27 protein-coding genes, 1 riboswitch and 1 other annotated feature are annotated in these 24,403 nt (G+C 36.5%); of the genes, 22 read left to right on the forward strand and 5 right to left on the reverse strand.

What is annotated here, in order from left to right:
- Positions 1–23 precede the first annotated feature (23 nt).
- The 12 genes from ACE38V_RS20040 to ACE38V_RS20095 all read left to right on the forward strand — a co-directional run bounded on the left by ACE38V_RS20040 (position 24) and on the right by ACE38V_RS20095 (position 9,441).
- Positions 24–1,313, forward strand: a complete 1,290-nt coding sequence (locus tag ACE38V_RS20040) for a PTS sugar transporter subunit IIC (RefSeq protein WP_375844105.1) — start codon at positions 24–26, stop codon at positions 1,311–1,313.
- Between the two features lie 33 nt (positions 1,314–1,346).
- Entirely contained in the window at positions 1,347–1,745 is a 399-nt protein-coding gene (locus tag ACE38V_RS20045) for a tetratricopeptide repeat protein (RefSeq protein ID WP_375844107.1), read from the forward strand.
- Positions 1,746–1,789: 44 nt separating this feature from the next.
- A complete protein-coding gene (locus tag ACE38V_RS20050; RefSeq protein ID WP_375844108.1) occupies positions 1,790–2,656 on the forward strand; it encodes a class II fructose-bisphosphate aldolase in 867 nt (288 codons plus the stop codon).
- Positions 2,657–2,749: 93 nt separating this feature from the next.
- The gene (locus tag ACE38V_RS20055) at positions 2,750–3,373 is read left to right on the forward strand and encodes a P-loop nucleotide/nucleoside kinase family protein (RefSeq protein WP_375844110.1); all 624 of its coding nucleotides are present in this window, start codon (positions 2,750–2,752) and stop codon (positions 3,371–3,373) included.
- Positions 3,374–3,449: 76 nt separating this feature from the next.
- Positions 3,450–3,590: an Imm70 family immunity protein gene (locus ACE38V_RS20060; RefSeq protein WP_375844112.1), complete on the forward strand. Its 141-nt coding sequence runs from the start codon at positions 3,450–3,452 to the stop codon at positions 3,588–3,590.
- Positions 3,591–4,019: 429 nt separating this feature from the next.
- A complete protein-coding gene (locus ACE38V_RS20065; RefSeq protein ID WP_375844114.1) occupies positions 4,020–4,289 on the forward strand; it encodes a hypothetical protein in 270 nt (89 codons plus the stop codon).
- Positions 4,290–5,048: 759 nt separating this feature from the next.
- The gene (locus ACE38V_RS20070; protein ID WP_375844116.1) at positions 5,049–5,396 is read left to right on the forward strand and encodes an ArsR/SmtB family transcription factor; all 348 of its coding nucleotides are present in this window, start codon (positions 5,049–5,051) and stop codon (positions 5,394–5,396) included.
- Positions 5,397–5,421: 25 nt separating this feature from the next.
- Positions 5,422–6,474, forward strand: coding sequence for an ACR3 family arsenite efflux transporter (gene arsB, locus ACE38V_RS20075; RefSeq protein ID WP_375844119.1), 1,053 nt, complete (start codon positions 5,422–5,424; stop codon positions 6,472–6,474).
- Positions 6,475–6,499: 25 nt separating this feature from the next.
- Positions 6,500–6,922, forward strand: a complete 423-nt coding sequence (gene arsC / locus ACE38V_RS20080) for an arsenate reductase (thioredoxin) (protein ID WP_375844120.1) — start codon at positions 6,500–6,502, stop codon at positions 6,920–6,922.
- Between the two features lie 67 nt (positions 6,923–6,989).
- Positions 6,990–7,355, forward strand: a complete 366-nt coding sequence (gene arsD, locus ACE38V_RS20085) for an arsenite efflux transporter metallochaperone ArsD (protein ID WP_375844121.1) — start codon at positions 6,990–6,992, stop codon at positions 7,353–7,355.
- Between the two features lie 21 nt (positions 7,356–7,376).
- Complete coding sequence (gene arsA, locus ACE38V_RS20090; protein ID WP_375844122.1) at positions 7,377–9,149, forward strand: arsenical pump-driving ATPase; 1,773 nt, start codon at positions 7,377–7,379, stop codon at positions 9,147–9,149.
- A gap of 16 nt (positions 9,150–9,165) precedes the next feature.
- Positions 9,166–9,441: an adhesin gene (locus ACE38V_RS20095; protein WP_375844124.1), complete on the forward strand. Its 276-nt coding sequence runs from the start codon at positions 9,166–9,168 to the stop codon at positions 9,439–9,441.
- A gap of 85 nt (positions 9,442–9,526) precedes the next feature.
- Here the strand turns inward: ACE38V_RS20095 and ACE38V_RS20100 are convergent, their stop codons facing one another.
- From ACE38V_RS20100 to ACE38V_RS20110, 3 genes are all read right to left on the reverse strand, one after another.
- Positions 9,527–9,667, reverse strand: coding sequence for a hypothetical protein (locus ACE38V_RS20100; RefSeq protein ID WP_375844125.1), 141 nt, complete (start codon positions 9,665–9,667; stop codon positions 9,527–9,529).
- A 267-nt stretch (positions 9,668–9,934) separates the two neighbouring features.
- The gene (locus tag ACE38V_RS20105; protein WP_375844128.1) at positions 9,935–10,801 is read right to left on the reverse strand and encodes a permease; all 867 of its coding nucleotides are present in this window, start codon (positions 10,799–10,801) and stop codon (positions 9,935–9,937) included.
- A 61-nt stretch (positions 10,802–10,862) separates the two neighbouring features.
- On the reverse strand, positions 10,863–11,318 hold the full coding sequence (locus tag ACE38V_RS20110) for a MarR family winged helix-turn-helix transcriptional regulator (protein WP_375844130.1): 456 nt from the start codon (positions 11,316–11,318) through the stop codon (positions 10,863–10,865).
- Between the two features lie 118 nt (positions 11,319–11,436).
- Between ACE38V_RS20110 and ACE38V_RS20115 the strand changes: the two genes are divergently transcribed.
- A complete protein-coding gene (locus ACE38V_RS20115) occupies positions 11,437–11,943 on the forward strand; it encodes an arsinothricin resistance N-acetyltransferase ArsN1 family A (RefSeq protein ID WP_375844132.1) in 507 nt (168 codons plus the stop codon).
- Between the two features lie 134 nt (positions 11,944–12,077).
- Here ACE38V_RS20115 and ACE38V_RS20120 read toward each other — a convergent pair whose 3' ends face one another.
- The gene (locus tag ACE38V_RS20120; protein ID WP_375844134.1) at positions 12,078–12,377 is read right to left on the reverse strand and encodes a TIGR04104 family putative zinc finger protein; all 300 of its coding nucleotides are present in this window, start codon (positions 12,375–12,377) and stop codon (positions 12,078–12,080) included.
- A 405-nt stretch (positions 12,378–12,782) separates the two neighbouring features.
- Here ACE38V_RS20120 and ACE38V_RS20125 point away from each other — a divergent pair, with 405 nt between their 5' ends.
- The 4 genes from ACE38V_RS20125 (at position 12,783) to ACE38V_RS20140 (ending at position 18,300) form a co-directional block, all read left to right on the forward strand.
- A complete protein-coding gene (locus tag ACE38V_RS20125; protein WP_375844136.1) occupies positions 12,783–13,736 on the forward strand; it encodes an alpha/beta fold hydrolase in 954 nt (317 codons plus the stop codon).
- 181 nt (positions 13,737–13,917) lie between these two features.
- Positions 13,918–14,694 (forward strand): ABC transporter ATP-binding protein, encoded by a 777-nt coding sequence (locus ACE38V_RS20130; protein ID WP_375844138.1) that lies wholly within the window; start codon positions 13,918–13,920, stop codon positions 14,692–14,694.
- A gap of 3 nt (positions 14,695–14,697) precedes the next feature.
- On the forward strand, positions 14,698–16,341 hold the full coding sequence (locus tag ACE38V_RS20135) for a hypothetical protein (RefSeq protein ID WP_375844140.1): 1,644 nt from the start codon (positions 14,698–14,700) through the stop codon (positions 16,339–16,341).
- Between the two features lie 225 nt (positions 16,342–16,566).
- Positions 16,567–16,801, forward strand: a binding site (T-box leader).
- Positions 16,802–16,923: 122 nt separating this feature from the next.
- Positions 16,924–18,300, forward strand: a complete 1,377-nt coding sequence (locus ACE38V_RS20140) for an amino acid permease (RefSeq protein WP_375844141.1) — start codon at positions 16,924–16,926, stop codon at positions 18,298–18,300.
- A 369-nt stretch (positions 18,301–18,669) separates the two neighbouring features.
- Here ACE38V_RS20140 and ACE38V_RS20145 read toward each other — a convergent pair whose 3' ends face one another.
- Positions 18,670–19,083, reverse strand: a complete 414-nt coding sequence (locus ACE38V_RS20145) for a hypothetical protein (RefSeq protein ID WP_375844143.1) — start codon at positions 19,081–19,083, stop codon at positions 18,670–18,672.
- Between the two features lie 522 nt (positions 19,084–19,605).
- On the opposite strand from ACE38V_RS20145, the gene ACE38V_RS20150 reads away from it, so the two are divergent.
- The 5 genes from ACE38V_RS20150 to ACE38V_RS20170 all read left to right on the forward strand — a co-directional run bounded on the left by ACE38V_RS20150 (position 19,606) and on the right by ACE38V_RS20170 (position 23,903).
- Entirely contained in the window at positions 19,606–19,746 is a 141-nt protein-coding gene (locus ACE38V_RS20150; RefSeq protein ID WP_375844145.1) for a hypothetical protein, read from the forward strand.
- Between the two features lie 267 nt (positions 19,747–20,013).
- Positions 20,014–20,119, forward strand: a riboswitch (SAM riboswitch).
- 83 nt (positions 20,120–20,202) lie between these two features.
- Positions 20,203–21,234 carry a methionine ABC transporter ATP-binding protein gene (locus tag ACE38V_RS20155; protein ID WP_375844147.1) on the forward strand — a complete coding sequence of 344 codons (1,032 nt, stop codon included), beginning with the start codon at positions 20,203–20,205 and terminating at the stop codon, positions 21,232–21,234.
- On the forward strand, positions 21,206–21,877 hold the full coding sequence (locus ACE38V_RS20160) for a methionine ABC transporter permease (RefSeq protein ID WP_375844149.1): 672 nt from the start codon (positions 21,206–21,208) through the stop codon (positions 21,875–21,877). The genes ACE38V_RS20155 and ACE38V_RS20160 overlap by 29 nt, the downstream gene beginning before the upstream one ends.
- Positions 21,878–21,903: 26 nt before the next feature.
- Positions 21,904–22,734, forward strand: a complete 831-nt coding sequence (locus ACE38V_RS20165) for a MetQ/NlpA family ABC transporter substrate-binding protein (RefSeq protein ID WP_375844151.1) — start codon at positions 21,904–21,906, stop codon at positions 22,732–22,734.
- A gap of 62 nt (positions 22,735–22,796) precedes the next feature.
- Positions 22,797–23,903 carry an iron-containing alcohol dehydrogenase family protein gene (locus ACE38V_RS20170; RefSeq protein WP_375844153.1) on the forward strand — a complete coding sequence of 369 codons (1,107 nt, stop codon included), beginning with the start codon at positions 22,797–22,799 and terminating at the stop codon, positions 23,901–23,903.
- The last annotated feature ends 500 nt before the right edge of the window (positions 23,904–24,403 follow it).

Consider the following 24,403-nt stretch of genomic DNA (forward strand, 5'->3'; position numbering starts at 1 on the left):
ATGAGCCAATGGAGGAATAAAAAATGGTTGTGGTAAATTTTATTATCAAAAATATTTTAACACAAGCATCAATTACAGTTGCACTGATTGCCATGTTGGGATTGATTTTGCAAAAAAAATCAGTAGGACAAGTTATTTCAGGTTCGTTAAAAACGCTATTAGGATTTCTTGTATTGTCAGCAGGTTCTAGTATCATCGTTGGTAGTTTAACCTATTTTGGAAAGATTTTCACAGAAGGCTTCCATATGCAAGGGATCATTCCTTCAATTGAAGCCATTAATGGTCAAGCAATGAATGATTTAGGCTTAGGCCGTGATATCGCTTTAACTTTTCTAGCTATTTTTGTATTTAATATTATTATTGCACGTTTTACAAAATGGAAATACATCTTTTTAACTGGTCAAGCCATTCTTTGGATGGCTACTATGACAACGGTGTTTGGGTACTTTGCGGGCTTACGAGGAGCTGCTTTGATTTTAGTAGGAGGATTCATTGGGGGCGTCTTTGCTGTAGCTATGCCAGCAATTGCTCAACCATTTGTTCGTAAGATTACTGGTATGGATGAAATCGCTTTAGGACATTTCTGCACAATTGGGTATGTATTTGAAGCAGGTGTAGCCAAACTATTTGGTGAAAAAGGTGAAAAGAAAAAGTCCATTGAAGATTTGAAATTACCAGCTCAATTTGAGTTTTTACAAGATACCTATTTATCAGTAATGGTCGTGATGGTTCCTCTTTATATCATTACGGCAGCATTTGCAGGTAGTGATTTCGCTTCTAAACTATCCGGGGATACAAACTATATAATGTTTGCATTCTTACAATCTATTCAATTTGTAGTAGGAGTTTACGTGCTATTATCTGGGGTTCGCTTATTGTTAGGTGAAATCGTTCCGGCATTTAGAGGAATTGCAATGCGTTTGGTTCCAAATGCTGTGCCAGCGTTGGATTGCCCAGTGTTATTCCCATATAGTCCTAATGCAGTTATCTTAGGATTTATTACAACTACTATAGGTTCTATTATTGCAATGTTTGTATTGCCTGTCTTTGGTTTGGCTATGATCTTACCAGGTATGCTAACAGCTTTCTTTGCGGGTGGTACTGCTGGTATCTTTGGTAATTTAGTAGGAGGACGTCGAGGGGCAATTATTGGCGGTATTTTCCATGGCTTCTTCATCACACTGTTACCTGCACTGTTAGTTACCATTTTCAATTCAATGGGATTTGTCAATGCAACAGCGACTGATGTCGATACTGTAACAGCGGCTTTATTATATGCATGGATTATTGGTCCAATCTTAAAGGCATTTTAGGATTGGAGAAAGTGATAGAAGGAGGCTTACGTAATGTTCGGATTTGGGAAGAAGAAAGATAAAAAACCGAGAGTAGGTACTACAGAAGATGTAGTATTAACGGAAGAAAAGAAAGAAGAGTTATTACGTACGATCTCTTTTAAGAAAGAAGAACTAAAGCAATCTATTGGGGAAAATCTATCGAAAATTTATGAAGAGATTGGCTTAGCATACAATGAGTTAGGCGAAGAAGATAATGCAATTGAGGCACTTGAAAAAAGTATTCAAGAGAAGAAAACTGTGGGCGATGGTTACAAAGCTTTATTAAGGTTATATAACAAGAAGCGTGCAGAAGCAGCAAAAGCAAATGATGAAGAAACTTTACAGATATATTTAAAGAAAATGGATCAAATGATTCAAGTTTCAAAAGATGTTACGCGTGGTGTGAAATAAGGAAGAAAGAAAATAAACGATAATTATAAAGGGGAAAATACTTTATGTATACTACATTAAAAGAAGTAACACGTAAGGCAGAAGAATTGAATTATACAGTTGGGGCTTTTAATACACATAATTTAGAGATGTTACCTGATATGATACGTGCAGCAAAAGAACAAGGGGCGCCAATTATTATTCAAACAAGTGTAGGTACAGCAAAATATATTGGCCATGAAAATTTAGTCGCTGTATGTAAGTCAATGGCAACAAAAGAAATGGTTGATGTAGTATTGCATTTGGACCATGCTCGGGATTTTGATGATATTAAAGAGGCAATCGATAAAGGGTATACATCAGTAATGTTTGATGGCTCTCATTTACCATTTAAGGAAAATATAATGAAGACATGTGCAGTAATAGAATATGCACATAAACATGGAGTTTCCGTAGAGGGTGAATTAGGAACGATTGGCGGTACTGAGGAAGGTATTCATGTAGGTGAGGATAATAAGGTTTATACTGACCCAAAAGATGCAGTAGAGTTTGTTAAGGCAACAGGCGTAGACGCTTTGGCAATTGCTATCGGTACTAATCATGGTCAATATAAATCTAAAACAGAAGTAAATGTACCACTATTAAAAGAAATTAATTCAGTAGTAGATGTACCATTGGTCATTCATGGAGGTACTGGTGTAAAAGAAAAGGATATACATGGATTAATAGATAATGGGATTCGTAAATTTAATGTTGGCACTGAATTGTTAGTTGCGTGGACTAAGACGGCGAAAGAAACATTTGGAGAAACTAAAGTAAATAAATCATTACGTCATAATATTATTCCATGTAATGAGGCCATAAAAAATATAGTTAAACATAAAATTGATATTTTCATGAATAAAGAAGGTCATATCAATAGTTTAAATTAAGGGCAAAAAGTTCAGTGTAAAAAGATAATATGGAGAGTACGAGGTTTCCCTTGTGCTCTTTCTTTATTTGTTAGAAATTATGAGGTGATAGGTATGGAAAAGTCCTTGATCTTATTAGCTGGTTTGCCTGGAACAGGAAAAACCTACCTTAGTGAATTCATCATTAAATATTTGGGCGAATTTTATTTGCTTTCTCAAGATGAGTTGAAAGAATATTATTGTGATGTTTTTGGTTATAATAATTTGGAGGAAAAGCAAAGAGTAGAAAAAATTGCTTGGTCGAAATACTATGAAATAATGGAACGACAAATGCAATTAGGAAAAAATATTATTTCTGATTATCCATTTAGTCAGAAACAAAAACCCCACATTCAGCAATTAGTAGAAAGATATGGTTATAAGGTTGCAACTATTCGGTTAATAGCAGATTTAAATGTATTATTTGAACGACAAAAAAAACGAGATTTAGACCCAGCAAGGCATTTAAGTCATATTGTAACCTCTTACAAAAAGGGAAATTATTTAGCAGATAGAAGTAAAGCAGATAATCTGTTGACATATGAAGAATTTATAAAAAGATGTACAACAAGAGGATATGACACTTTTGAATTAGGAAAGTTATTTGAAGTAGATGTTACTGATTTCACAAAAGTGGATTACTCTAAGTTGGTGAAAGATATAAAAAATTGGGATGAAAGTAATATTGTTAAGGATTGAAAAAGTTACACAAGGTCCCTCGTCTCATTCTGGATTAAATTATTCGGGTTATTGACGACTTATCACAATAGTCTCCGTGGGAGATAAAATAAGTCTAAGGGTTACTAGTCAAGTAAATTATTTTGCAATAAATGATGGGAAAACACATTTCGATTTGTTGCGTATTACGATGGATGTAGCAGAAGAAGATAAATGTGTTTTGAAAATTATAAACTAATAACTCTTTAAAACAATAGGTGCTTTTCCCATCTCCTAAAAACTAATAGAGTTCTTTAGAAACTGAATTAAAAAGCTTTGTAGAAGTAAATTTTTTCTCATCATTGCTTTTTTGTTTAATTCATATCTAGCCCTAAATTAAGTCATAAGAAATATAAAAATAGAATTAAACAAACGTTTGATTTAATTAATTTTGTTGTCGGCTGTATGTTTGGGTAGCTTTTACATTTTTTCAATTGTTGAGTCAGAGCTCCTCATCTTAACCATAAACTTAATGAGGAGTTATCCTAAAATTAGATGGCTCCTATTCTTGTGGCGAAACAAGGAACTTGTCCTATTGTTTATTCTGATGAAATATTCTGAAAAAAAGTTGTATAAAATGGAAAAATTTTATAAAATTTTTTTATACGGATTATAAGGATGGGGAAACATGAAAAATTATTTTGGGGCTATATCACTTATCATTATCTTATTAATGGTAGGTTTTTTTTTCGGTTATATCACATCAGTAACTACAATAGGTGTCACGACTTTTCGAATAGTAATGATATGTGGAGTTTTATTATCTGTGCTTTTTTCTTATCTTTGTGAAAAAGGAACAATGAGGGGAATATCTTTAGGAATTAGCATATGTGTTGTTTTTTTTTATCTAATAGGGATTGAACTGATGAGAGTTGTTTTGCAGGGGAATGGGTTTTAACAAGAGGGTACAGGAAAGGCTACTTAGAAAACCAATTTAAGTTTTTGCCGCTTTTATATGACTCATAAAAAAAGTGAAAAAATGGTGGAACAGGATGTTCTGCCCTGTGTCCCTTCAAGGGGATATTCGAGGTTAAAAAAAACGTATCACTTGTAGGTGCAATATGTATTTTGATTATTACCATTGTGGATTTTTCAACGGACAATCAAATGATAACAGGAATAGTCGGAGGAATTTTGTTTTGATTTTAAATGTTAAATCTTGAAGAAAGGAAGGTTACTCGCGCATTCTAATAGGGGAAATGTTAAAAGGAAAGGACATGGATCGTAATTTAGAAGATCTGCTTCTTTCCTTTGTCTGTATTAATCAAACGTTTGATTGAATTGTTTGGCTTTTGAAATAGAAAATGTGAATTCAACAGAAAGAAGATAGGGGGAATCAACTATTCGTTATCAGGAAACGAATGCCGTCTTGGCAAGCATAGAGGATCTGGTCTCCTTACCCAGACTGAAAGATGAAGCTACACAATCTACCATCCAACAAGCGGAAGTGATGTTCAGGGGAGACAAAGATATCCCAATTCATTTTGAACAGGTGAAATTATTGGTGCCAATCAGTTATCTCAGTTTGGGGGTAAACTCATCCTATACAATGCTATCATTTTGGAAGCAAAGAAACGTCCCCTAGCTTCTTGCAATATATAAGTATTTAGTTATATACTTATTGATGTATATATCGAATGGAAAATGGGGTGTGGATATGGAAAATACTTTAGTGGATATAGAACGTGTTTCAAAAGTGTTGAAGCTATTAGGTGATAAAACACGATTGACGATTATTGGGATTTTGAAGCAGCGCGAGTGCTGTGTTTGTGAGTTATTTGAGGTATTTGATATGAGTCAACCTTCCATTAGTCAACATCTGCGAAAATTAAAAGATGCAGGACTGGTAAAGGAAGAACGCAGAGGTCAATGGATTTATTATTCTCTCCATACACAAAGTGATACTTATGGGTTGATGGAGGATATTTTAAACCATATTCCTGATCAAAGTGAAAAGATTCAAATCATTTTACAAAACAATCCAACGGCTCGTTGTGGTTGTTAAAGTAATATCTTAAGGAAGTGATAGCATGAATTTGGAGAAAAAACGGTTAAGTTTTTTAGACCATTATTTGACTCTTTGGATTTTCTTAGCAATGGCTTTTGGGGTTGCCCTAGGTTTTGCAGTGCCGGGATTTGTTGATCGTCTAAATTCCTTACAGGTTGGAACGACTTCCATTCCATTAGCAATTGGCTTAATTTTAATGATGTATCCGCCTCTTGCAAAAGTTCGCTATGAGGAAATGGGAAGAGTATTTAAAGATGTAAAAGTTCTTGTATTATCTTTAGTTCAGAACTGGATTATTGGTCCTATCTTGATGTTTTTGCTGGCCATCATCTTTTTACAGGATAAGCCGGAATACATGGTTGGACTAATCATGATTGGTTTAGCACGGTGTATTGCTATGGTTATCGTATGGAATGATTTAGCGAAGGGAGATACAGAATACGCAGCTGGGCTTGTGGCTTTTAACTCGGTCTTCCAAATGCTGTTTTTCTCTGTTTATGCTTATGTATTTGTTACAGTCGTTCCTAAATGGTTAGGGATTGAGGGGGCGATTGTAAATATTACAATGGCAGAAGTGGCCAAATCGGTATTCATTTACCTGGGTATTCCATTCCTTTCGGGGATGTTGACTAGACTTATATTGGTTAAGGCAAAGGGCAGGCAATGGTATGAAAAAGTATTCATTCCTAAAATTAGCCCAATTACACTGATTGCATTACTATTTACTATTATTATCATGTTCTCATTAAAAGGAGAGACCATTGTTACTTTACCTTTAGATGTAGTAAGGGTGGCGATTCCCCTTCTCCTATATTTTGTGATTATGTTTTTTGTTTCTTTCTTTTTAGGGAAAAGGATTGGTGCAAATTATCCAGTCACAACAACATTAGCTTTTACCGCTGGAAGCAATAACTTTGAATTGGCTATTGCCGTTGCTGTTGGAGTATTTGGTATTAACTCTGGTGCAGCATTCGCAGCTGTTATTGGTCCATTAGTTGAAGTTCCTGTGATGATTGCTTTAGTCAATGTAGCATTGTGGTTTAAACGTAAATATTATTCTGAGCATGCAGCTTAAATATATTCTAAAAGGTGGAATGATGATGGAAAATAAAAAAACAATTTATTTTTTATGTACGGGGAATTCATGTCGCAGTCAAATGGCAGAAGGTTGGACAAAAAAATATTTAAGTGATGACTGGCAGGTAAAGAGTGCCGGGATTGAAGCACATGGATTAAATCCGAATGCAGTCAAAGCCATGAAAGAGGTTGGAATCGATATTTCTAAGCAAACTTCAGATGTGATTGATCCAGAAATATTAAATAATGCTGATTTAGTCGTGACATTATGCGGCGACGCAGCAGATAAATGTCCGATCACACCACCAAAGGTTAAACGCGAACATTGGGGCTTTGATGATCCAGCGAAAGCAGAAGGAACTGATGAAGAAAAATGGGCATTCTTCAAACGTGTTCGTGATGAAATTGGTGATAGAATTAAGCGTTTTGCAGAGATGGGTGAATAAAACAATTAAATATCAAGAGGGACACTCTTGGTATTTTAATCTACATATTATTTTGGAGGCGCAAAACATGAATAAAGTTGAAATTTTTGATCCTGCAATGTGCTGTTCAACAGGAGTATGCGGACCAAGTGTAGATCCTGAATTAACAAGGGTGGCATCGGCTGTTTTTTCACTAGAGAAAAAAGGCTTTAATATTAAACGATATCAGCTGACAAGTCATCCTGATAAGTTTGCTGAAAATATTGAAATCAGCCGTGTTTTGAATGAGAAAGGACCTGATGCATTACCGGTTGTTCTATTGAATGACAAGGTTGTGAAAGTGGGTAGTTATCCAACCAATGATGAATTTGCTATGTGGTTTGAAGTAAGGTCAGAAGAATTAAATGAAATACCGCAAAAACGACTTTCTATCAAATTAAGTCAAATGAAATAAATTCAGGAGAAGGAAAAAAGTATGTTTCCATCATTTAGGCCTAATGATATTAGAACTCAATTTGTATTTTTGACAGGTAAAGGTGGGGTAGGAAAAACATCAACTGCTTGTGCCGCAGCTGTTGCATTAGCTGATAGCGGTAAAAAGGTATTATTAATCAGTACGGACCCTGCTTCCAATCTGCAAGATGTATTTGAAGTTGAATTAGCAAACACACCAAAGCCGATTCCCGCAATTGAGAATTTATTTGCATGTAATATTGATCCCGAAAGCTCTGCTCGAGCCTATCGGGAAGGGATTGTTGGTCCCTATCGTGGGAAGTTTCCGGAGGCGGTCATTGCCACAATGGAAGAACAATTATCAGGGGCATGTACAGTGGAGATTGCTGCTTTCGATGAATTCACTGGTTTTCTAACAAATAGTGAAATCATTAATCAATTTGACCATATTATTTTTGATACAGCTCCTACAGGCCATACATTACGACTATTACAACTCCCTACTGCATGGAAGGGATTTTTAGAGGAAAGTACACATGGGGCCTCTTGTTTAGGACCTTTAGCTGGTTTGGCGGATAAAAAAAGTCTGTATTCGAACGCGGTGTCCGCTCTATCAGATCCAACTAGAAATACCCTTATACTGGTAACAAAACCTGATGTTTCAGCTATTTTAGAAGCAAACCGTGCTTCATCAGAGTTGAGAGACATAGGTATCAAAAATCAAATACTGGTTGTTAATGGTCTTCTTCAAAACTATATCGAGGAAGATAAGGTTTCTTCAGCTTTTTATCAAAGACAAAGAAAAGCATTAGAGCAAATTCCTGAAGGGTTGAAAGAAATCGATAAATACGCTTTACGATATGTTTCACACTCGTTAACAGGCGTGGAAAATCTACGATCCCTATTTAAACCATTCAAGGCTTCAATCGTCTTAGATAGCGGAAGCCAATCCATGAATCTTCCGGGACTAAAAGATGTTATAGATGATGTTTCAGATAATGGTACAAAACTAATATTCACAATGGGTAAAGGAGGGGTAGGAAAAACGACGATTGCTTCTGCAATTGCAGTTGGCCTGGCTGAAAAAGGTCATCGAGTGCATTTGACTACGACAGATCCAGCTGCACATCTGGAATATCTATTTCAACATGTACATTTGAACCATAATTTAACCATTAGCAGAATCAACCCAAAGGAGGAAGTTGAAAAATATAAAGCAGATGTCTTATCTAAATCCAGTAAGGATTTAGATGAAGCAGGCCTTGCTTACTTGAAGGAGGATTTAGAATCTCCTTGTACAGAGGAAATTGCTGTTTTTCATGCTTTCGCAGAAGTTGTGTCCAAATCAGAAAAGGAAATCGTCGTCATTGATACAGCGCCAACAGGACACACCTTATTATTATTAGATGCATCAGAATCTTATAGTAAAGAAATAGAAAGGTCAACCGGGGAGATACCAGAAAGTGCCAGGAAGCTCCTTCCAAGAATTCGTAATCAAAAAGAAACAACGGTAGTTATCGTCACTCTTGCAGAAGCTACACCTGTTTTAGAAGCATCAAGATTACAAAATGACTTAAGAAGAGCAAGTATCCATCCAAAATGGTGGGTTATAAATCAATGCCTATCTTCTTCCGGGACAAACGATCCTATCTTAAAAGGAAAGGCTATAGCAGAAAAGAAATGGATCCAAGAAGTAAATGAAAAATTATCTGGAAAGTGTGCCATTATTCCTTGGTTACCTGAAGAAGCAGGGGACGATTCTTTGCTTCATTATATTTGGCATAAATCTTGCTAATGAGGAGGAGAAACGAATGAAAATTACGGATAGTGCAAAAGAATTGCTAGAAGGCTTTTTAAGCGAAAGAGGCGCAGAAGGTATTCGACTTACTGCAGTTCCTGGTTGTTGCGGACCCCAATACACAATAACATTAGATGCTCCAATGGAATCAGATACAATTAAAATCATAAATGGTATAAGAGTAGCCTTTGATTCACAAGTAACGGGAACGGAGGAATTAACTTTGGATAAGGAAGAAAATCAAGAGGGAGTAGGGCTGGTCTTATTGGGTGCTAGTAGCTGTTGCTAATAAATCATTTCAAAATGGTCCAGGAAAGCTGGACCATTTTTGATTGGACGTTCATGAAATCCTTTTTTTGTTTCAATTATCCCTATTATTTTCCTGCTTCTATCTCTTTACAGCAATCTTTGCTTTCCTTATTTGTATTTACTTGATTATCTGTCACTTCTTTAATTGTAATAGAACAACAGTCATTCTTTTTACCATGATTCTTCAAATTGGTTAGTTTAAACATATATGTTCCTCCTATTTACTAAATTTTCGCTGCTTTTTAAAAGATTGTTTTTTTTTTTTGAATAGATTTGATTTTAAACTCTTACCGTGTGTTTCTTGACTTGGGCTGAAATGGTTGGGAATCCAACCGGGGTGTCTGAATGGGCTCTATTTGCTTGGAAATCCAGTCAAGTTGTCAGAAAAAGCCTTTAAACCTATACCAAAAGCAACAAGGTTTACGATAGGCACCTAAATTTTATACATCAACCTTTACTTAAAGGCTTCTATCTTAAACAAAATAGAAAATGGTCCCTGATAATGTTGATATCAGGAAAACGGAAAGTAAGAAAGCTCCGACTAATCGTTTATGAAAAATGGAGTTTAGTAAAGTGACCTCGGGAAGACTAGCGCCAGTTGAGCTAATCATAATAGCCATCACGGGACCTAAGGCCATACCTTGTGCCACTAAGATTTGTGCAATTGGAATCATCGTTGAAAGTCTAATATATAATGGAATACCTATAATGGCGGCAAGGGGAATTATCCACCATTGATTCCCTCCCAGGTATGTTGAAATAAATTCAGTCGGGACTGCACCATGAATTAGCGATCCGATTAGTGCTCCTATTATAAGGTAGGGATAAACGGTTTTCATTAGCACCACGGTTTCTTTCCAGGCAAGTTTAAGGTTAAGCCCAGGGATTTGCTGTTTTCCACCTTGAATAATGACATTTTTAACGGAACTTTCAAACCCTAAAGCTTCGAGTGCAAAACCAATCATAATGGATAAAATAATTGTAATGACAGTGTAGATGAGTGCTACCTTCCATCCCAGTAGTGCCCCCATAAGAGTTAATATTGTTAGGTCAAGAACCGGAGAAGCAAAAAGGAAAATCATTACAAATCCGAATCTCATCTTCTTTTGTAGCATTCCTACAACCATAGGGATAGTCGAACATGAGCAAAAAGGTGTAATGAATGCTAATAGGATCGAAATAGATGCACCGACAAAACGATTTGAACGAAATAAATATTTTTCCACTTTTTCATATGGAATCAAACCTTGAAGGATACTAATGACAAAGGAAATGACGAAAAAAAGGATAGTCAATTCAAATGCAATTGATAAAAAGTCAAAAAATACATCTTTCCACATATAAGACCCTTCCTTTATATTTGTATTTTACAAGTATTAGTTGAAAATTAAGCCCTCTTATTTATTTAAGAGGACAGCAGTAACTTTCTGAATCCTTCATTGTAGTCTCCAAAAGGTGTAATGAACGAATGACCGTTTCTCTTTCGAAATCACTGAGTGGAGATAAGATCTGATTAAGATAATGATTCATGTCCTGGTTGATTTTTTGCTCAGTTGCCTCTCCTTTAGGAGTAAGCGACAGAAGATTAATCCGATTGTCATTAGGATGCGGAGTCTTTTTTACAAGATCTCTTTCGGCCAAAGTTTTAATTTGTCGACTAAAGGTTGTGATATCTAATCCCAAGGCTCCGGCAATGTCTTGCATGGAAGGATCTTTCTGCCTTGAGATTTCGTATATTATATGACTTTGAACAAGGGAAATACTATCTCCACAACAATCCTCGCAGCAACGTTCGTTGAGAAATCCAAATCTTCTCACAATCATTTGGAATACACTTCTTAAATTCTCATTTTCCATTTTATCACCTCTAAATTATTTATATGATATTTATTTGCAAAATGCAATATTTTTTATTCTCAAAATGAAAATAATTTTATATAATAAGATTAATAAAAAGAGATAGGGGAGATTGGTGATGGAAACTCATATAAATATACGGAACGCTACAAAAAATGACTTAAAGCAAATTCTCGATATTTATAATGAAGGGATTGAGGATAAAATTGCTACCTTAGAAGAAAATCTCAAGGACTTGAATTACATGCAAAATTGGTTTGAGATCAATCATAACCAACGATACGCGGTCATTGTTGCCGAGGATGATCACGAAGTTGTTGGTTGGGCATCGCTAAATCGTTACTCTAATCGATGTGCCTATGATGGAGTTGCAGAATTGTCGATTTACATAAAAAGATCTTTTAGGGGAAGAGGAATTGGCTCTTTTCTTTTAAGAGAAATCGAGCATATAGCGATGAAGAATCAATTTAATAAAATGATTCTTTTTACATTCCCATTCAATGAATTAGGGCAGGGTTTATATAGAAAAAGAGGTTATCGAGAAGTCGGTATTTTTAAGAATCAAGGAAAATTAGACGACCATTTTGTCGATGTAATGATTATGGAAAAGTTATTTGCAAAATAGTTTGCAGTACGTTGGTTAATCGCTTTATTATATATGAAAGATGATGGAGGATGTCTTTTTTATTAAGGCTATGTTAAACAATAATGTTGATATGAGGGATATAAAAAAGGAGACTTTCTGGTGCAGTCTCCTTTTCACCATAATGGTTCTTCATTATTAGTTAATTTCAGAAATAATGGCATTACAAACAGAGCTACAAGGATTAAGGCAATTTCCAAGAGTAGTACAGAAAAAAGGGATAAATCAAACATTACAGTAAATGGTATGGTGATAATAGGTAATAAAACTATTAAAGATATCGTATTTCTCGAAGACACACTTTGATATTGGATTTTCCCACAGTGATTACATTTCATACTTTTACGAAACGTTAATAATTTCTTTATCGAATCAAACCAAGACCACTTTTTTCCGCAGTTTTGACAAGTAGGCACTATGAGTTCCTCCTTTCTAAGAAATTTTCTGTTAATAATTATACGTCCTTAATGACCAATAAGTTTCTAAAGAGACGCAGGGACAGGTTCCTTGTCCCAATTTGAAAAGGAAAGGAGGTGGATCTTAATTGAGATAGATCCACCTCCTTTGTCTTTGTTCATCAAACGTTTGATTGAATCTTCAAGGGAATCTCGAAAAAATTACTAAAAAAAGATTTTTGGGGATAGTCATCATTATTTTTCTGAAAAACATACAAAATATGTCTTTTCTTGTAAAATTGTAAGTGACTAATCCAATAATTAGAATGGAATAGGATTTGAAGAAACTTTTCCACTTAAAGAGCAAGTAGTATAAAATGGTATTATTTTCCTGCACAAAAATATAGAGGTAACAGGAGGTAACACATGAATATAGATTATATTTTAAAAAAGGGGCTATCAATAATTGGATTTCCTTTCACGTTAACAAATATGTTTATAAATGAAAAAAATAAGGTAAGTGAATTAGGGCAATTGGTTGAAGTAAACGAGAGAAAAATACATACGATCGTTTCCGGAAACGAAGACTCAAAACCTACTGTAATATTTGATGCGGGCTTAAGCTGCTGCTCAATTGATTGGTACTATATTCAGCCAGAGATTTCAAAGTTTACTAGGGTTGTTTCATTTGATAGAGCAGGTTACGGTTGGAGTACTCCTACAAAAGGTATGAATACTAGTGAGGAAGTAGTTGATGACTTAACACAAGTATTAGAGAAACTAGTAATTTATCCGCCTTATATTTTAGTCGGACATTCATTTGGTGGATTAAATATGAGGCTTTTTGCAAGTAAATACCCAGAAAAAGTAGCGGCATTAATTCTAATTGATGCAGTACATGAGAATAGGTATATAAGCAAAGAATGGGACGAGGTCCGAAAAAGGAGTCATCAAAAAAATTTTAATTTATTTCGATTAGGGTATATAACATCTGGGCTAGGGCTCCCTAGACTTTTTAAGCAACCGGTAGGCAGAAAACAATTACCAGAGCCTTTTCAAAAAGCCATTAATTATATAGGTTATAATCCCAAAATGTTTGAAGCAGTATATAAAGAATTTATACATAGCGAAAAATCTGCAAAACAAGTTGCTAATTCTAAACCCATAAATAAGGAATTACCTATATGGATCCTAAGTTCTAATAATAGTGATCCAACTTGGGTTGAACACCAAAAACTTCTTTGCAATTTGTCAAATAATACAACGCAAATTAAAACAGATAATGGTCATTCCATTCATCTGGAAAATCCAGAATTGGTCATTAACATAATTAGAGAGGTATTTAAGAAAGAAACAGGGGGTTCTCTGCTTCCTTTTTAAAGGAAGCAAGGAACCGCCCCCCTAGCTTCCTAATTATTCATTTTCAGAAAAGCAGTAATAGTGAGTGGTCGACCGTATTGGTTGACTGCTTTTTTTCTGATTGGAACGCAGGACCTGTCCCACAAAAGAAGTTAATGTTATACTAAAAAGAGAATAACTGGAAAAAACGGAGTTGAAGCTAATGGAAGAAATATTAGTGATTAAAGACTTGAAAAAAAGATATGGTCCAAAAGCTGTCTTAAATAGCGTGTCGCTTCAAGTGAAGAGAGGGGAAATTATTGGGTATATCGGTCCAAATGGGGCCGGAAAAAGCACCACCGTTAAAATTATGCTAGGCATTGAAGATGACTATTCTGGTGAGGTAAAAATCTTTGGTCAGGATATTTCTGATGGAAATATGGAGTATAAAAGGAAGATTGGCTATGTGCCGGAAGTCGCTGAGCTATATGACAATTTAACCGGCCACGAATATTTAACCTTTATTGGCGAATTGTATGGCCTTGATTTTGATCTCGCTGATTATAAAGCCAAAAGCTTAATGGAGCTATTTGGCATAGGGGAAGTCTATCATTCTCGAATTGCTTCTTACTCAAAAGGAATGCGGCAAAAGCTATTAATAATTTCGAGTCTGTTACATAATCCGGAGCTTTTGTTTTTCGATGAACCCATCAATGGTTTGGACGCGAACAGTGTGATGATTTTCAAAGAAATTATGATTCAACTTGCCGCACAGGGGAAAACGATTTTTTATTCTTCTCATATAATGGATGTGGTTGAAAAAATAAGCAGCCGCATTATTCTCCTGCATGACGGAAAAATTGCTGCAGACGGTACTTTTGCAGAGTTAAAACAGCAAAATACGGAAGGCTCACTTGAACAAATTTTTAACCAACTTACAGGATTTACGGAGCATAAAGAAATTGGTGCAAGATTTGTCTCAATTGTAAGGGAGATGTGAGGGATGCAGGATTTTCGCACTTTGAAGCTATTGGATCGATTTGAGAGGATCTTTCACGGATTTGGCATAGACTACAAGATCATGAGAAGAATTTTACAAGTAAAGTTAACGATGGATAGCAGGCGTGTACCTACTATTTTCTCACAAAATGCAAAAAAGAAAAGTAAAGAAACTAGCAATCAGTATATAAAATCATTATGGATTTATGTTTTATTCAGCCTGTTTATGATTCCTTTTATATTTATGGGTAATCATTATCTGTTTAATATGAGTCTCTTTTATGGGATTTTTACCTTTTTTGTCATGACATCTATGATATCCGATTTTTCTTCTGTTTTACTAGACATTCGTGATAGAAATATCTTGTTTCCAAAGCCAGTTGATAGAAAAACGATTAGCATGGCGAAAATGGTGCATGTTTCTATTTATCTCTCTTTTATATCCATTGCGCTTGTCGGAATCCCTTTGATTGTTGGACTTGTCAAAAATGGTTTCTTGTTTTTCCTTGTTTCAGTTCTTAATATCATTCTCATTGACTTGTTTATCGTCGTGTTAACAGCACTCATCTATTTGTTTATTTTACGATTTTTCGATGGGGAAAAATTAAAGGATATCATAAATTATGTCCAAATTGGTTTGTCACTTGGAATTATGATTGGATATCAATTGCTTGTCCGCTCCTTTGAGTTTATTAATTTCACTATTTCGCTTAAAATGCATTGGTGGCAGGTATTGGTTTTTCCAATGTGGTATGGGGCAAATACGGAAATGGTTATGAACGGTGACTTTCATCCCTTTTCGCTTTTATTTTCAACCTTAGGGGTCGTGATGCCTCTCCTATCCATCTGGGTTTATGTAAAATGTATTCCCGTTTTCGAGCAAAATCTGCAAAAGCTTGCTTATCATGGGAAAGCAAGAGAAAATAAGCGCAGTAAGCTAAAGCAAAAGCTGTTTAGAGTGATTTGTCCCTCATCTGAAGAAAGGGCCTTTTTTCGATTTGCCGGTTTAATGATGAAAAATGAACGGGATTTTAAGTTGAAGGTCTATCCATCATTAGGCTTTTCCATCGTGATTCCTTTTCTCTGGATCATGAATAACTTTCATCTCAATTTTGATCAATTACCTACTAGGAAATCGTACCTATCGATTTACTTTAGCTTGATCATTATCCCGACAATCATGGTTTTTTTGAAATATTCAGGAAAATATAAGGGTGCGTGGATTTACAAAGCTGCCCCCTTAAAACAACTGAAACCATTGTTTAGCGGTACGATAAAGGCGTTTGTTTTCAACTTATATTTACCGGTTTATTTACTTTTAAGTATCTTTTTTATTGCATTTTTTGGAATAAGGGTTCTTCCGGATCTAATCGTAATCTTTATAAATGCATGCACGTATGCGGTCATTTGTTTTATGATTCTTAAAAAAGCAATTCCTTTTTCGGAGTCTTTTGATCAATACAATCAAAACAGTAACCTAGCAATTCTAATCGGTTTAATGCTGGTTGTTCTAATTTTTGCCGGCCTTCATTATGTCAGCACTTTGTTTCCCTATGGAATCTATCTATACCTGGCGATTGCCATCATTTATCTGAGTACTGTTTGGAAACTGGCTTTCAACATTACTTGGGCAAAGATTCAAGGATGAAGAGGCGCAGGGACAGGTTTCTTGTCCCAATTTGAAAAGGAAAGGAGGTGGATCTTGATTGAGACATGTCCTTTCCTTTGTTTTTGTTAATTAAACGTTACTTGGGATAAAATGAGGAACTTGTCCCTATGTATCTTTGAATGGAACTTATGTCATTGACAAAAGAATTTTCAGCATATATAGTGATATGTATTAATTTAGAACTTTCCAATATCTTAAAATTTTTTAAAAGCTAGGAACGGGAGTAGTAAAAGCTGATGGAATAGGAGCAGAGAGCTGCGGGTTGGTGTGACGCAGTCTATGATCGCTTTGAACTCGCCCTGGAGCTGCTTGACAAAAGGAATGTATCGACGTTTCCAATGTCTTGACGGTTAACCTCCGTTAAAAGGTCTAAAAAGCAGGGTTCAAAAGGATCAACAAGAGTGGTACCGCGGTTAGCTATAGGCTTATCGTCTCTTTTCTCATTTTATGGTGAGATTAAAGACGATGAGCCTTTTCTATTTTATATGCAACTAGTCTTTGGTGGGCATAAGTCGGCCAGTAGACGTAAGAATTTCTTAAGGAAAAATGGAGGTAGGATTTATGAAAAGTAACAACGAGAGCTTGCAACGAAGCATGACCTCACGCCATATTATGATGATGGCCTTAGGAGGAAGCATTGGTGCCGGACTATTTAAAGGAAGCAGTTCAGCAATTGATATGGCCGGCCCTTCTGTTATTATTGCCTATCTGATTGGCGGAATTATTTTATTATTTATTATGCAGGGCTTAGCGGAAATGGCCGTTCGCAATAGTAAAGCAAGGACATTTCGAGATCTGGTTCAGTCAACTTTGGGGCATTTTCCTGCGTATTTTTTAGATTGGATTTATTGGAAAATGTGGGTGTTAAATATTGCTGCGGAAGCAGTAGTTGCCGCGATTTTTCTGCAATATTGGTTTCCTAGCTATCCGATTTGGATGCTAGCATTATCCGTTTCTGTTTTAATTACAATCGTCAATCTGCTGTCTGTTAAAATCTTTGCAGAAACAGAATACTGGCTTGCTTTAATCAAAATAAGTGTCATTATCATTTTTATTTTGGCCGGTTTAGTGCTTTTATTTGTCTCATTTGGCCAACACTCAGCTCCTGGCTTTTCCAATTTAACAGGGCATGGCGGACTATTTCCTCATGGACCAGGTGGATTAATTACGGCAATGCTTGTTGTTATTTACTCTTATGGCGGGACCGAAATTATTGGCGTAACTTTAGCAGAAACGAAGGATCCTGAGAAGGTGGTACCAAAAGCGGTTCGCAGTACATTGACACGAATTATTGCTTTTTACCTTTTCCCTTTCTTTATCATTGTGAGTTTAATCCCATGGAATCAAGTAAATGCCGTCCAGGAAAGTCCTTTCGTTTTGGTGTTTAAGATGATAGGCATTCCCGGAGCAGATCACATTATGAATGCAGTCATTTTATTAGCTATTATTTCATCCATGAACTCTGGTCTTTATGGCTCATCCCGTGTATTATACACTCAAGCGGTAGACGGGCGGGTTCCGCAAATTTTTGCGAAACTGTCAAAAAAGAGGGTCCCTATTTATTCGATTTTAATGTGCACCTCTTCTCTTTATATAGGTGTGTTGATCTCCCTATTTGCAGGAAGTAAAACATTTGATTATTTAATGGGGTCTTTAGGCTATACCGTTCTATTTATTTGGCTGATTATTGCCTTAGCTCATTTAAAATCACGTAAACAGCAGCCAAATGTTTCGGGCTATCATGTAAAATGGTTTCCTTATACTACTTGGTTTGCCATCATTACGTTGATTCTTATTCTAATTGGCGTCATTTTCACCACGTCGATTATGATTACTAGTATTACACTGGGAATTTATCTTTTTATTACTTTAACTTATATTGTGAAAATTCGCAATCTTCAGGATGATACAAGGACAAGCATCACATCTCATTCTTGAAATGTTGGGAAGGACTGAAAAAAGGCTCTGGAGAGGGGAGATTTTTCCCAGCAGATAGATCGTGACGACTGCCTCTTTGTCATTTTATAAAAGGAAAGGAGATGGATCTTGGTTGAGACAGCTCCTTTTCTTGTTTTTTTGCTACCTAGACACTTAATTTTAATGTGGTTTAAGCCCGGAAATTTTGACTGAAGTGGGTGATACTAAAATGGAGTGAAACAGTCTTTCTCATTTTCTTGCGAGAGATAATATTTAAAGTTATATAAAAATTTCTCATTTTTTGTATGGTTTAAAAGGAAAGAGGCTTTTTTGTGGAACCCGAACCCCTACTACTTGTTTCTATCTTTTTGGGCTGGAATAGGATTCTCTCTATGTTCCAGATTCTTTCAGCTTAAATGTTTTCTCCTGCCAAACTTGAAAACCAAAGGCAATGAGAGATAGTGCAACCATTACAATGAATAAGTTCCAATTGCTCAAGTTAATGTAGTGAATAATGCCTCTTAATTCCATAAATTCTCTTATTAAAAAGGCATCTATCCCATCGGCTATAATATTGGCCACTAGAAACAGCCAAAATTTTTTGAAGGTAAAATAGAAAATCCACATGGTCCCAATTAGAAAGGATCCATAGGCGTAGCTCACATTTGTTATATATCCCCATGGTACTATGGTCACTTTTAATTCCCACCATTTATATGTATAAGCTAATTCGTAAATAATCGTTACTAATAATGCAGTAAATATGGTAACGGGAATATACCGTTTGATTCCTTCCCTTTTCATAAAAAACAAAACCATGGAGCAATAAACAATATCCAGAGAATTAACTTATTAATCATCGTGTTTCACCATCCACCATTTTTTTTTAGTATTTCATAAATTTGTTGATCGTATGTAGGGCCTTGGAAACAGGTGCTTTGTTTCATGCTTTTAGGGCGATAATAAAGAATAGCTTTTAGTTTAAGCCTTCTTTTTTTATTGCGCTGATCGTCACTGTGTATATAGGACTCTTTAGCATGTTCATTTATTTGCTAAGTTTAATTCCAATATTGGCAATTATAAATAATGCTGACTGAGCAATAATGGATCATGTCCTTTTTACATGAATAGTACGGATTCGAGGGATTTTGCTGATAGAGTAGTTGATTTGGTTTTGGTGTCCTTTCGTCAATCTCTTTGAAAGAAGCAAGGAACGAACCGTCCCCATGCTTTTTAAAAAAAAGTATTGACCAACACATCTATCTGTTATATATTAATTTTAAATATTAAAACTTGTTATATAACAGCGTGGAAGGGGAAACCAAAATGGATATGTATCAGAAGGCTTATGAGTATTACAAAACGGCTTGTGAAAACAATGGGGTAGAGTGGGTTAGCATCCATCAATTTGTAAAGCATTTGACCATGGAGCAAATAAGTGAATACAGTAAAATAGCCACCCTATAAAAAAGGACGTGATGACCACGGATTTCCTAACAGAAGTGAAACCGTAACCCTGCCAGTTCAAAACAAAACTAGGCAGGGTTATTTTTTTGCGCTTTTTTCGAGAAAAGTTGGATGGTGCCTGTAATTTAAAAAAATTTTTTCTTTTCCTAAAATAGCTACCTTATCACATTGTAATCGCATTCATTTAATGGGGATTCAAAATAGCTAATTGACAGAATTATCGTATGTTAGTAAACTTTACTTACTTTATTAATTTACTAATAAAATAACTTATCAAGAGTGACCGAGGGTTGGGCCCTATGACGTCCGGCAACCCCCTTTTTAGGGAAGGTGCCAATTCCCACAGAATGACTTTCATTCTGAAAGATAAGCATAGATATGTTTAAAATCGATGCTCTTTCAGTTGAAAGGAGCATTTTTTTTATGACAATCAGCGAGATGGAGGGAGGTTCGTTCATGATTGAAATTGAAAATCTGACAAAGGTTTATCAAACAAAGAAAGGACAGGTTCGCGGAGTGGATGAGGTGTCCTTGACGATTCAGGAAGGGGAGATTTATGGAATTGTCGGATACTCCGGTGCGGGGAAGAGCTCCTTGCTTCGCTGTATCAATCTACTGGAGCGACCGACTTCAGGAAAGATCACAGTGGATGGGGTGAACTTAGCGGCGCTTTCTGATAAAAAGCTGCGGCAAGCGAGGTTGAAAATTGGAATGATTTTTCAACATTTCTATTTAATCAGCCAGAAAACAATCTTTGAAAATATTGCCTTCTCCCTTAAAGCAGCAAAGGTGCCGAAGAGCCAAATTAAGGGAAGAGTGGAAGAATTGCTTGATATGGTGGGACTTTTGGATAAGCGGGATGTGTATCCATCACAGCTAAGTGGCGGACAGAAACAACGGGTGGCGATTGCTAGGGCGCTTGCGAATAATCCGACAGTTCTCTTATGCGATGAAGCGACATCCGCTCTTGATCCAACGACAACGAAATCGATTTTACGTTTATTGAAAAAAATTAATAAAGAACTAAATATTACGATTGTCCTCATTACTCACGAGATGAATGTTGTAAAAGAAATTTGTGATCGGATGGCAATTATGCAGACAGGGAAGGTGATTGAGGAAGGTTCAGTATATGATGTTTTTGCTAACCCCAAAACCGACTTAACCCACGAGTTTATTAGTAGTATTGTTTCCTTTGATATACCAAAAGAAATTTTGGATCGATGCGAAGGAGCGATTATAAAGGTCATCTTTAAAGGGGAAGTCGCTGGAGAGGGTGTTATTTCGAATACTTTAAAGGCATTTCAGGTAAATGGTAACTTCCTTCATGGATCGATTGAATATATTCAGGAGGCGCCATTAGGAATTTTTATCATGGAAATAAAGGGTGAACCAGAAGAAATCGATAAGGCCATTCGCTTTATTGAGGAACAATCAGCACAAGTGGAGGTGTTACGACATGGGCATAGACTTCAACCATCTCATTGAACTGATTCCTGATATCAACCAAGCCTTCCTGCAAACGATTTTGATGATTTCCATTTCCTTGTTGGTGGCGGTCTTGGTGGGTCTCCCAATTGGCATCTTTTTATATGTTACCGATAAGGGCCTTTTCATGGAAAATCGTGTGATTCGCGTCGTATTAGGGTTTGTCGTTAATTTGATTCGCTCGATTCCTTTTATTATTTTATTGGTTGCCTTAATTCCCCTAACCAATTTTCTCGTACATACGACGATCGGACCCGTTGCGGCTAGTGTATCTCTTTCGGTTGCGGCGATTCCCTTTTTTGCCAGAATTATTGAAACGTCTTTTCGGGAAATTGATAAGGGTGTTATCGAAGCCGCAATTTCAGTCGGAGCGACTCCTTGGATGATCATAAAAGATGTCCTCCTTCTAGAGGCAAAATCTGGGATTATCTCAGGGGTTACCTTGACGCTTATTAGCTTGGTTGGATTTTCTGCAATGGCAGGAGTTGTCGGTGGCGGCGGAATTGGCGATTTAGCGATTCGCTTTGGGTATTATCGTTATGATAATACGATTATGATTGCCACCGTTCTCATTTTAATTATATTTGTCCAATTGATTCAAATATTAGGCGACTTTATCGCTAAAGCAGTAGACAAACGTTAAAAATTTTTGGAAAGAAGGAAATATTCATGAAAAAATGGTTACTGGCTTTTATTTTAATTATAGGCGTTACAGCATTAGCGGCTTGTGGAAGCAAAGATAGCAGTGCAAGCGGCAAGGTGGATAAGGATACAAAGGAAATCAAGATTGGGGCAACGGCTGGTCCGTATAGTGACATGGTCAAAAAAGCGATTATTCCGGGAATGGAGAAAAAGGGATATAAGGTTCAGCTCGTTGAATTTAGTGATTATATTCAACCAAATAAAGCACTCGACAAAGGGGATATTCAAGCGAATTTATTCCAGCATACGATTTATCTCGAAAACTTTGAAAAAGAAAATCATATGGACTTAACCGGATTAATCATTGTTCCAACAGCACCAATGGGTATTTATTCTAATAGCTATAAATCTTTAGACGATGTAAAAGATGGCGCAACGATTGCGATTCCTAATGACCCAACCAATGCGGCAAGAGCCTTTAATATTTTAAAAGATCAAGGTTTAGTTGAAATTGATAAAAATGCAGATCCGCTTACGGTTTCTGAGAAGGACGTAACGGTCAATAAGAAAAACTTAAAATTCCAACCGATTGAAGCAGGGCAGCTTCCTCGTTCTGTGGAAAGCACTGATTTAGCAGCGATTCCTGGAAACTTTGCTTTAGCCGCAAAAATGGATTTACTTAGTGCTTTAGTGTTAGAAAACATGCCGGATGATTATCGCAATATAGTAGCTATCAAAACCGATAATGTCGATGCGCAATTTGCGAAAGACTTGAAGGCAGTCATTCAATCACCTGAATTTGAAAAAGTAATTGATAGTGATTTCAAAGGATTTGGAAAGCCTGATTGGATGAAATAATGGCTTGAGGCGGTAACGGGTTATCGAAATCTATTTTTCAAAATAAGAAAAGAGTGAAGTTCATGGAAGCTTTTTCAGTTCATGGGGCACCAAGTGAATACGTATTGTTGGCGGGAGTTTTAAATGAGTTAGAAGGAAAATTATTAGAAAGAGGTCTTCGAAAGGTGTTGGTCGTGCATGGCGAGAAGTCTTGGAATGCGGCCAAGCCCTTCTGGCCGGTCTTTGCGGACGTTTCTTATTCAGAGTATTCATATAGTGGAGAATGCTCTTTAACAGAAATCGATCATCTGGTGGAGCTGGTTACCAATCAGAAATTTGATGGAGTGATTGGAGTTGGCGGCGGAAAGGTATTAGATCTGGTTAAGGCGGTTACTCATTTGGTGAAGAAGCCATCTGTTTTAATTCCGACTCTTGCGTCAAATTGTTCACCGTGGACGCCAATCAGTGTGATTTATGATGAACAAGGGACGTTTATTCGGTTTGATGTCTATCCGGTCGGGGCAAGTCTTGTTCTTGTCGATCCGCGTATTTTAATTACAGCACCTGTCGAGCTTTTGATTGCCGGAATTGGCGATACATTGGCTAAGTGGTATGAAGCCGATGTGCAAATGGCAGTTATCCCGGATAAACCAATTGCTCTGCAGATTTCTCATTACGCGGCCAAGCAATGCAAGGAGGTTTTGCTGCAGCATGCTGAAGGAGCAATTCAAGCAGCGAGAAGTGAAGTACTTAATGAAGACTTTGTGAAGGTTGCCGAAACGATTATCATGCTAGGAGGAATGGTCGGTGGATTTGGCGACCATTATGGAAGAATTGCTGGAGCTCATGCGATTCATAATGGCCTAACTGTGCTTGAGGAAACCCATCATGCTCTGCATGGAGATAAAGTAGCCTATGGAATTCTGATTCAACTCGTACTAGAAAAGAAATGGGAGGAAATAGAGAAATTGCTTCCTTTCTATCAAAGGCTGGGACTTCCCATTTCGCTCCTTGAATTAGGGGTAACAGAAATCGATGAAGCTAAGATTACACGGATTGCCGAAAAAGCCACGCACCCAAGCGAATCGATCCATGTCATGCCAATTGGAACGATTACTTCAGAGGATGTCGGTAGAGCAATTCGGGAGTTGGAGGGGGTTTGTCACTCCACGAATAATCTTATTTCATAGTATTGACAAGAAGTGAACGGTTCTTTTGTGAGATAGGTCGAGAGCGCAACGGATGTCTCTTCTTTAGAAACTCTGTTTCACAACAGGGGGGAGTGGCGAACGGCACTTTTCTCAGATAGAAGGAAAGCACTACGGAGAATTGTATCTCTGTAGTGCTTTCTTAATTATATTCTGTTAGAATGTGTTGATGTTAATTCAATAGGGGGGAATGAATCTGCTTATTCGCGAACGCCTTTTTTATTCGCGACTTCAGAAAGATACGCGCGGTATCCAGTAAATGTTCGCGAAAAAATAAGGTTATTCGCGAAAAATAGATTTTACTCGCGAAAAGATAAAAATGTTCGCGAAAATAAGGCCTCAATATTATTTAAAAAGGTTGTGTCAAGAAGTTTGTGTATGAAGAATATACTCTCAGTAATCCACTATTTATATTATTTTATTGAGGGGGAGTATGAGGGAAGCTTCCCTCATACTCCCCTTTGCGCTGAATTTATTCCTAA

The sequence above is a fragment of the Cytobacillus sp. Hz8 genome (genome assembly GCF_042263505.1).
Taxonomy (GTDB): domain Bacteria; phylum Bacillota; class Bacilli; order Bacillales; family Cytobacillaceae; genus Bacillus_BE.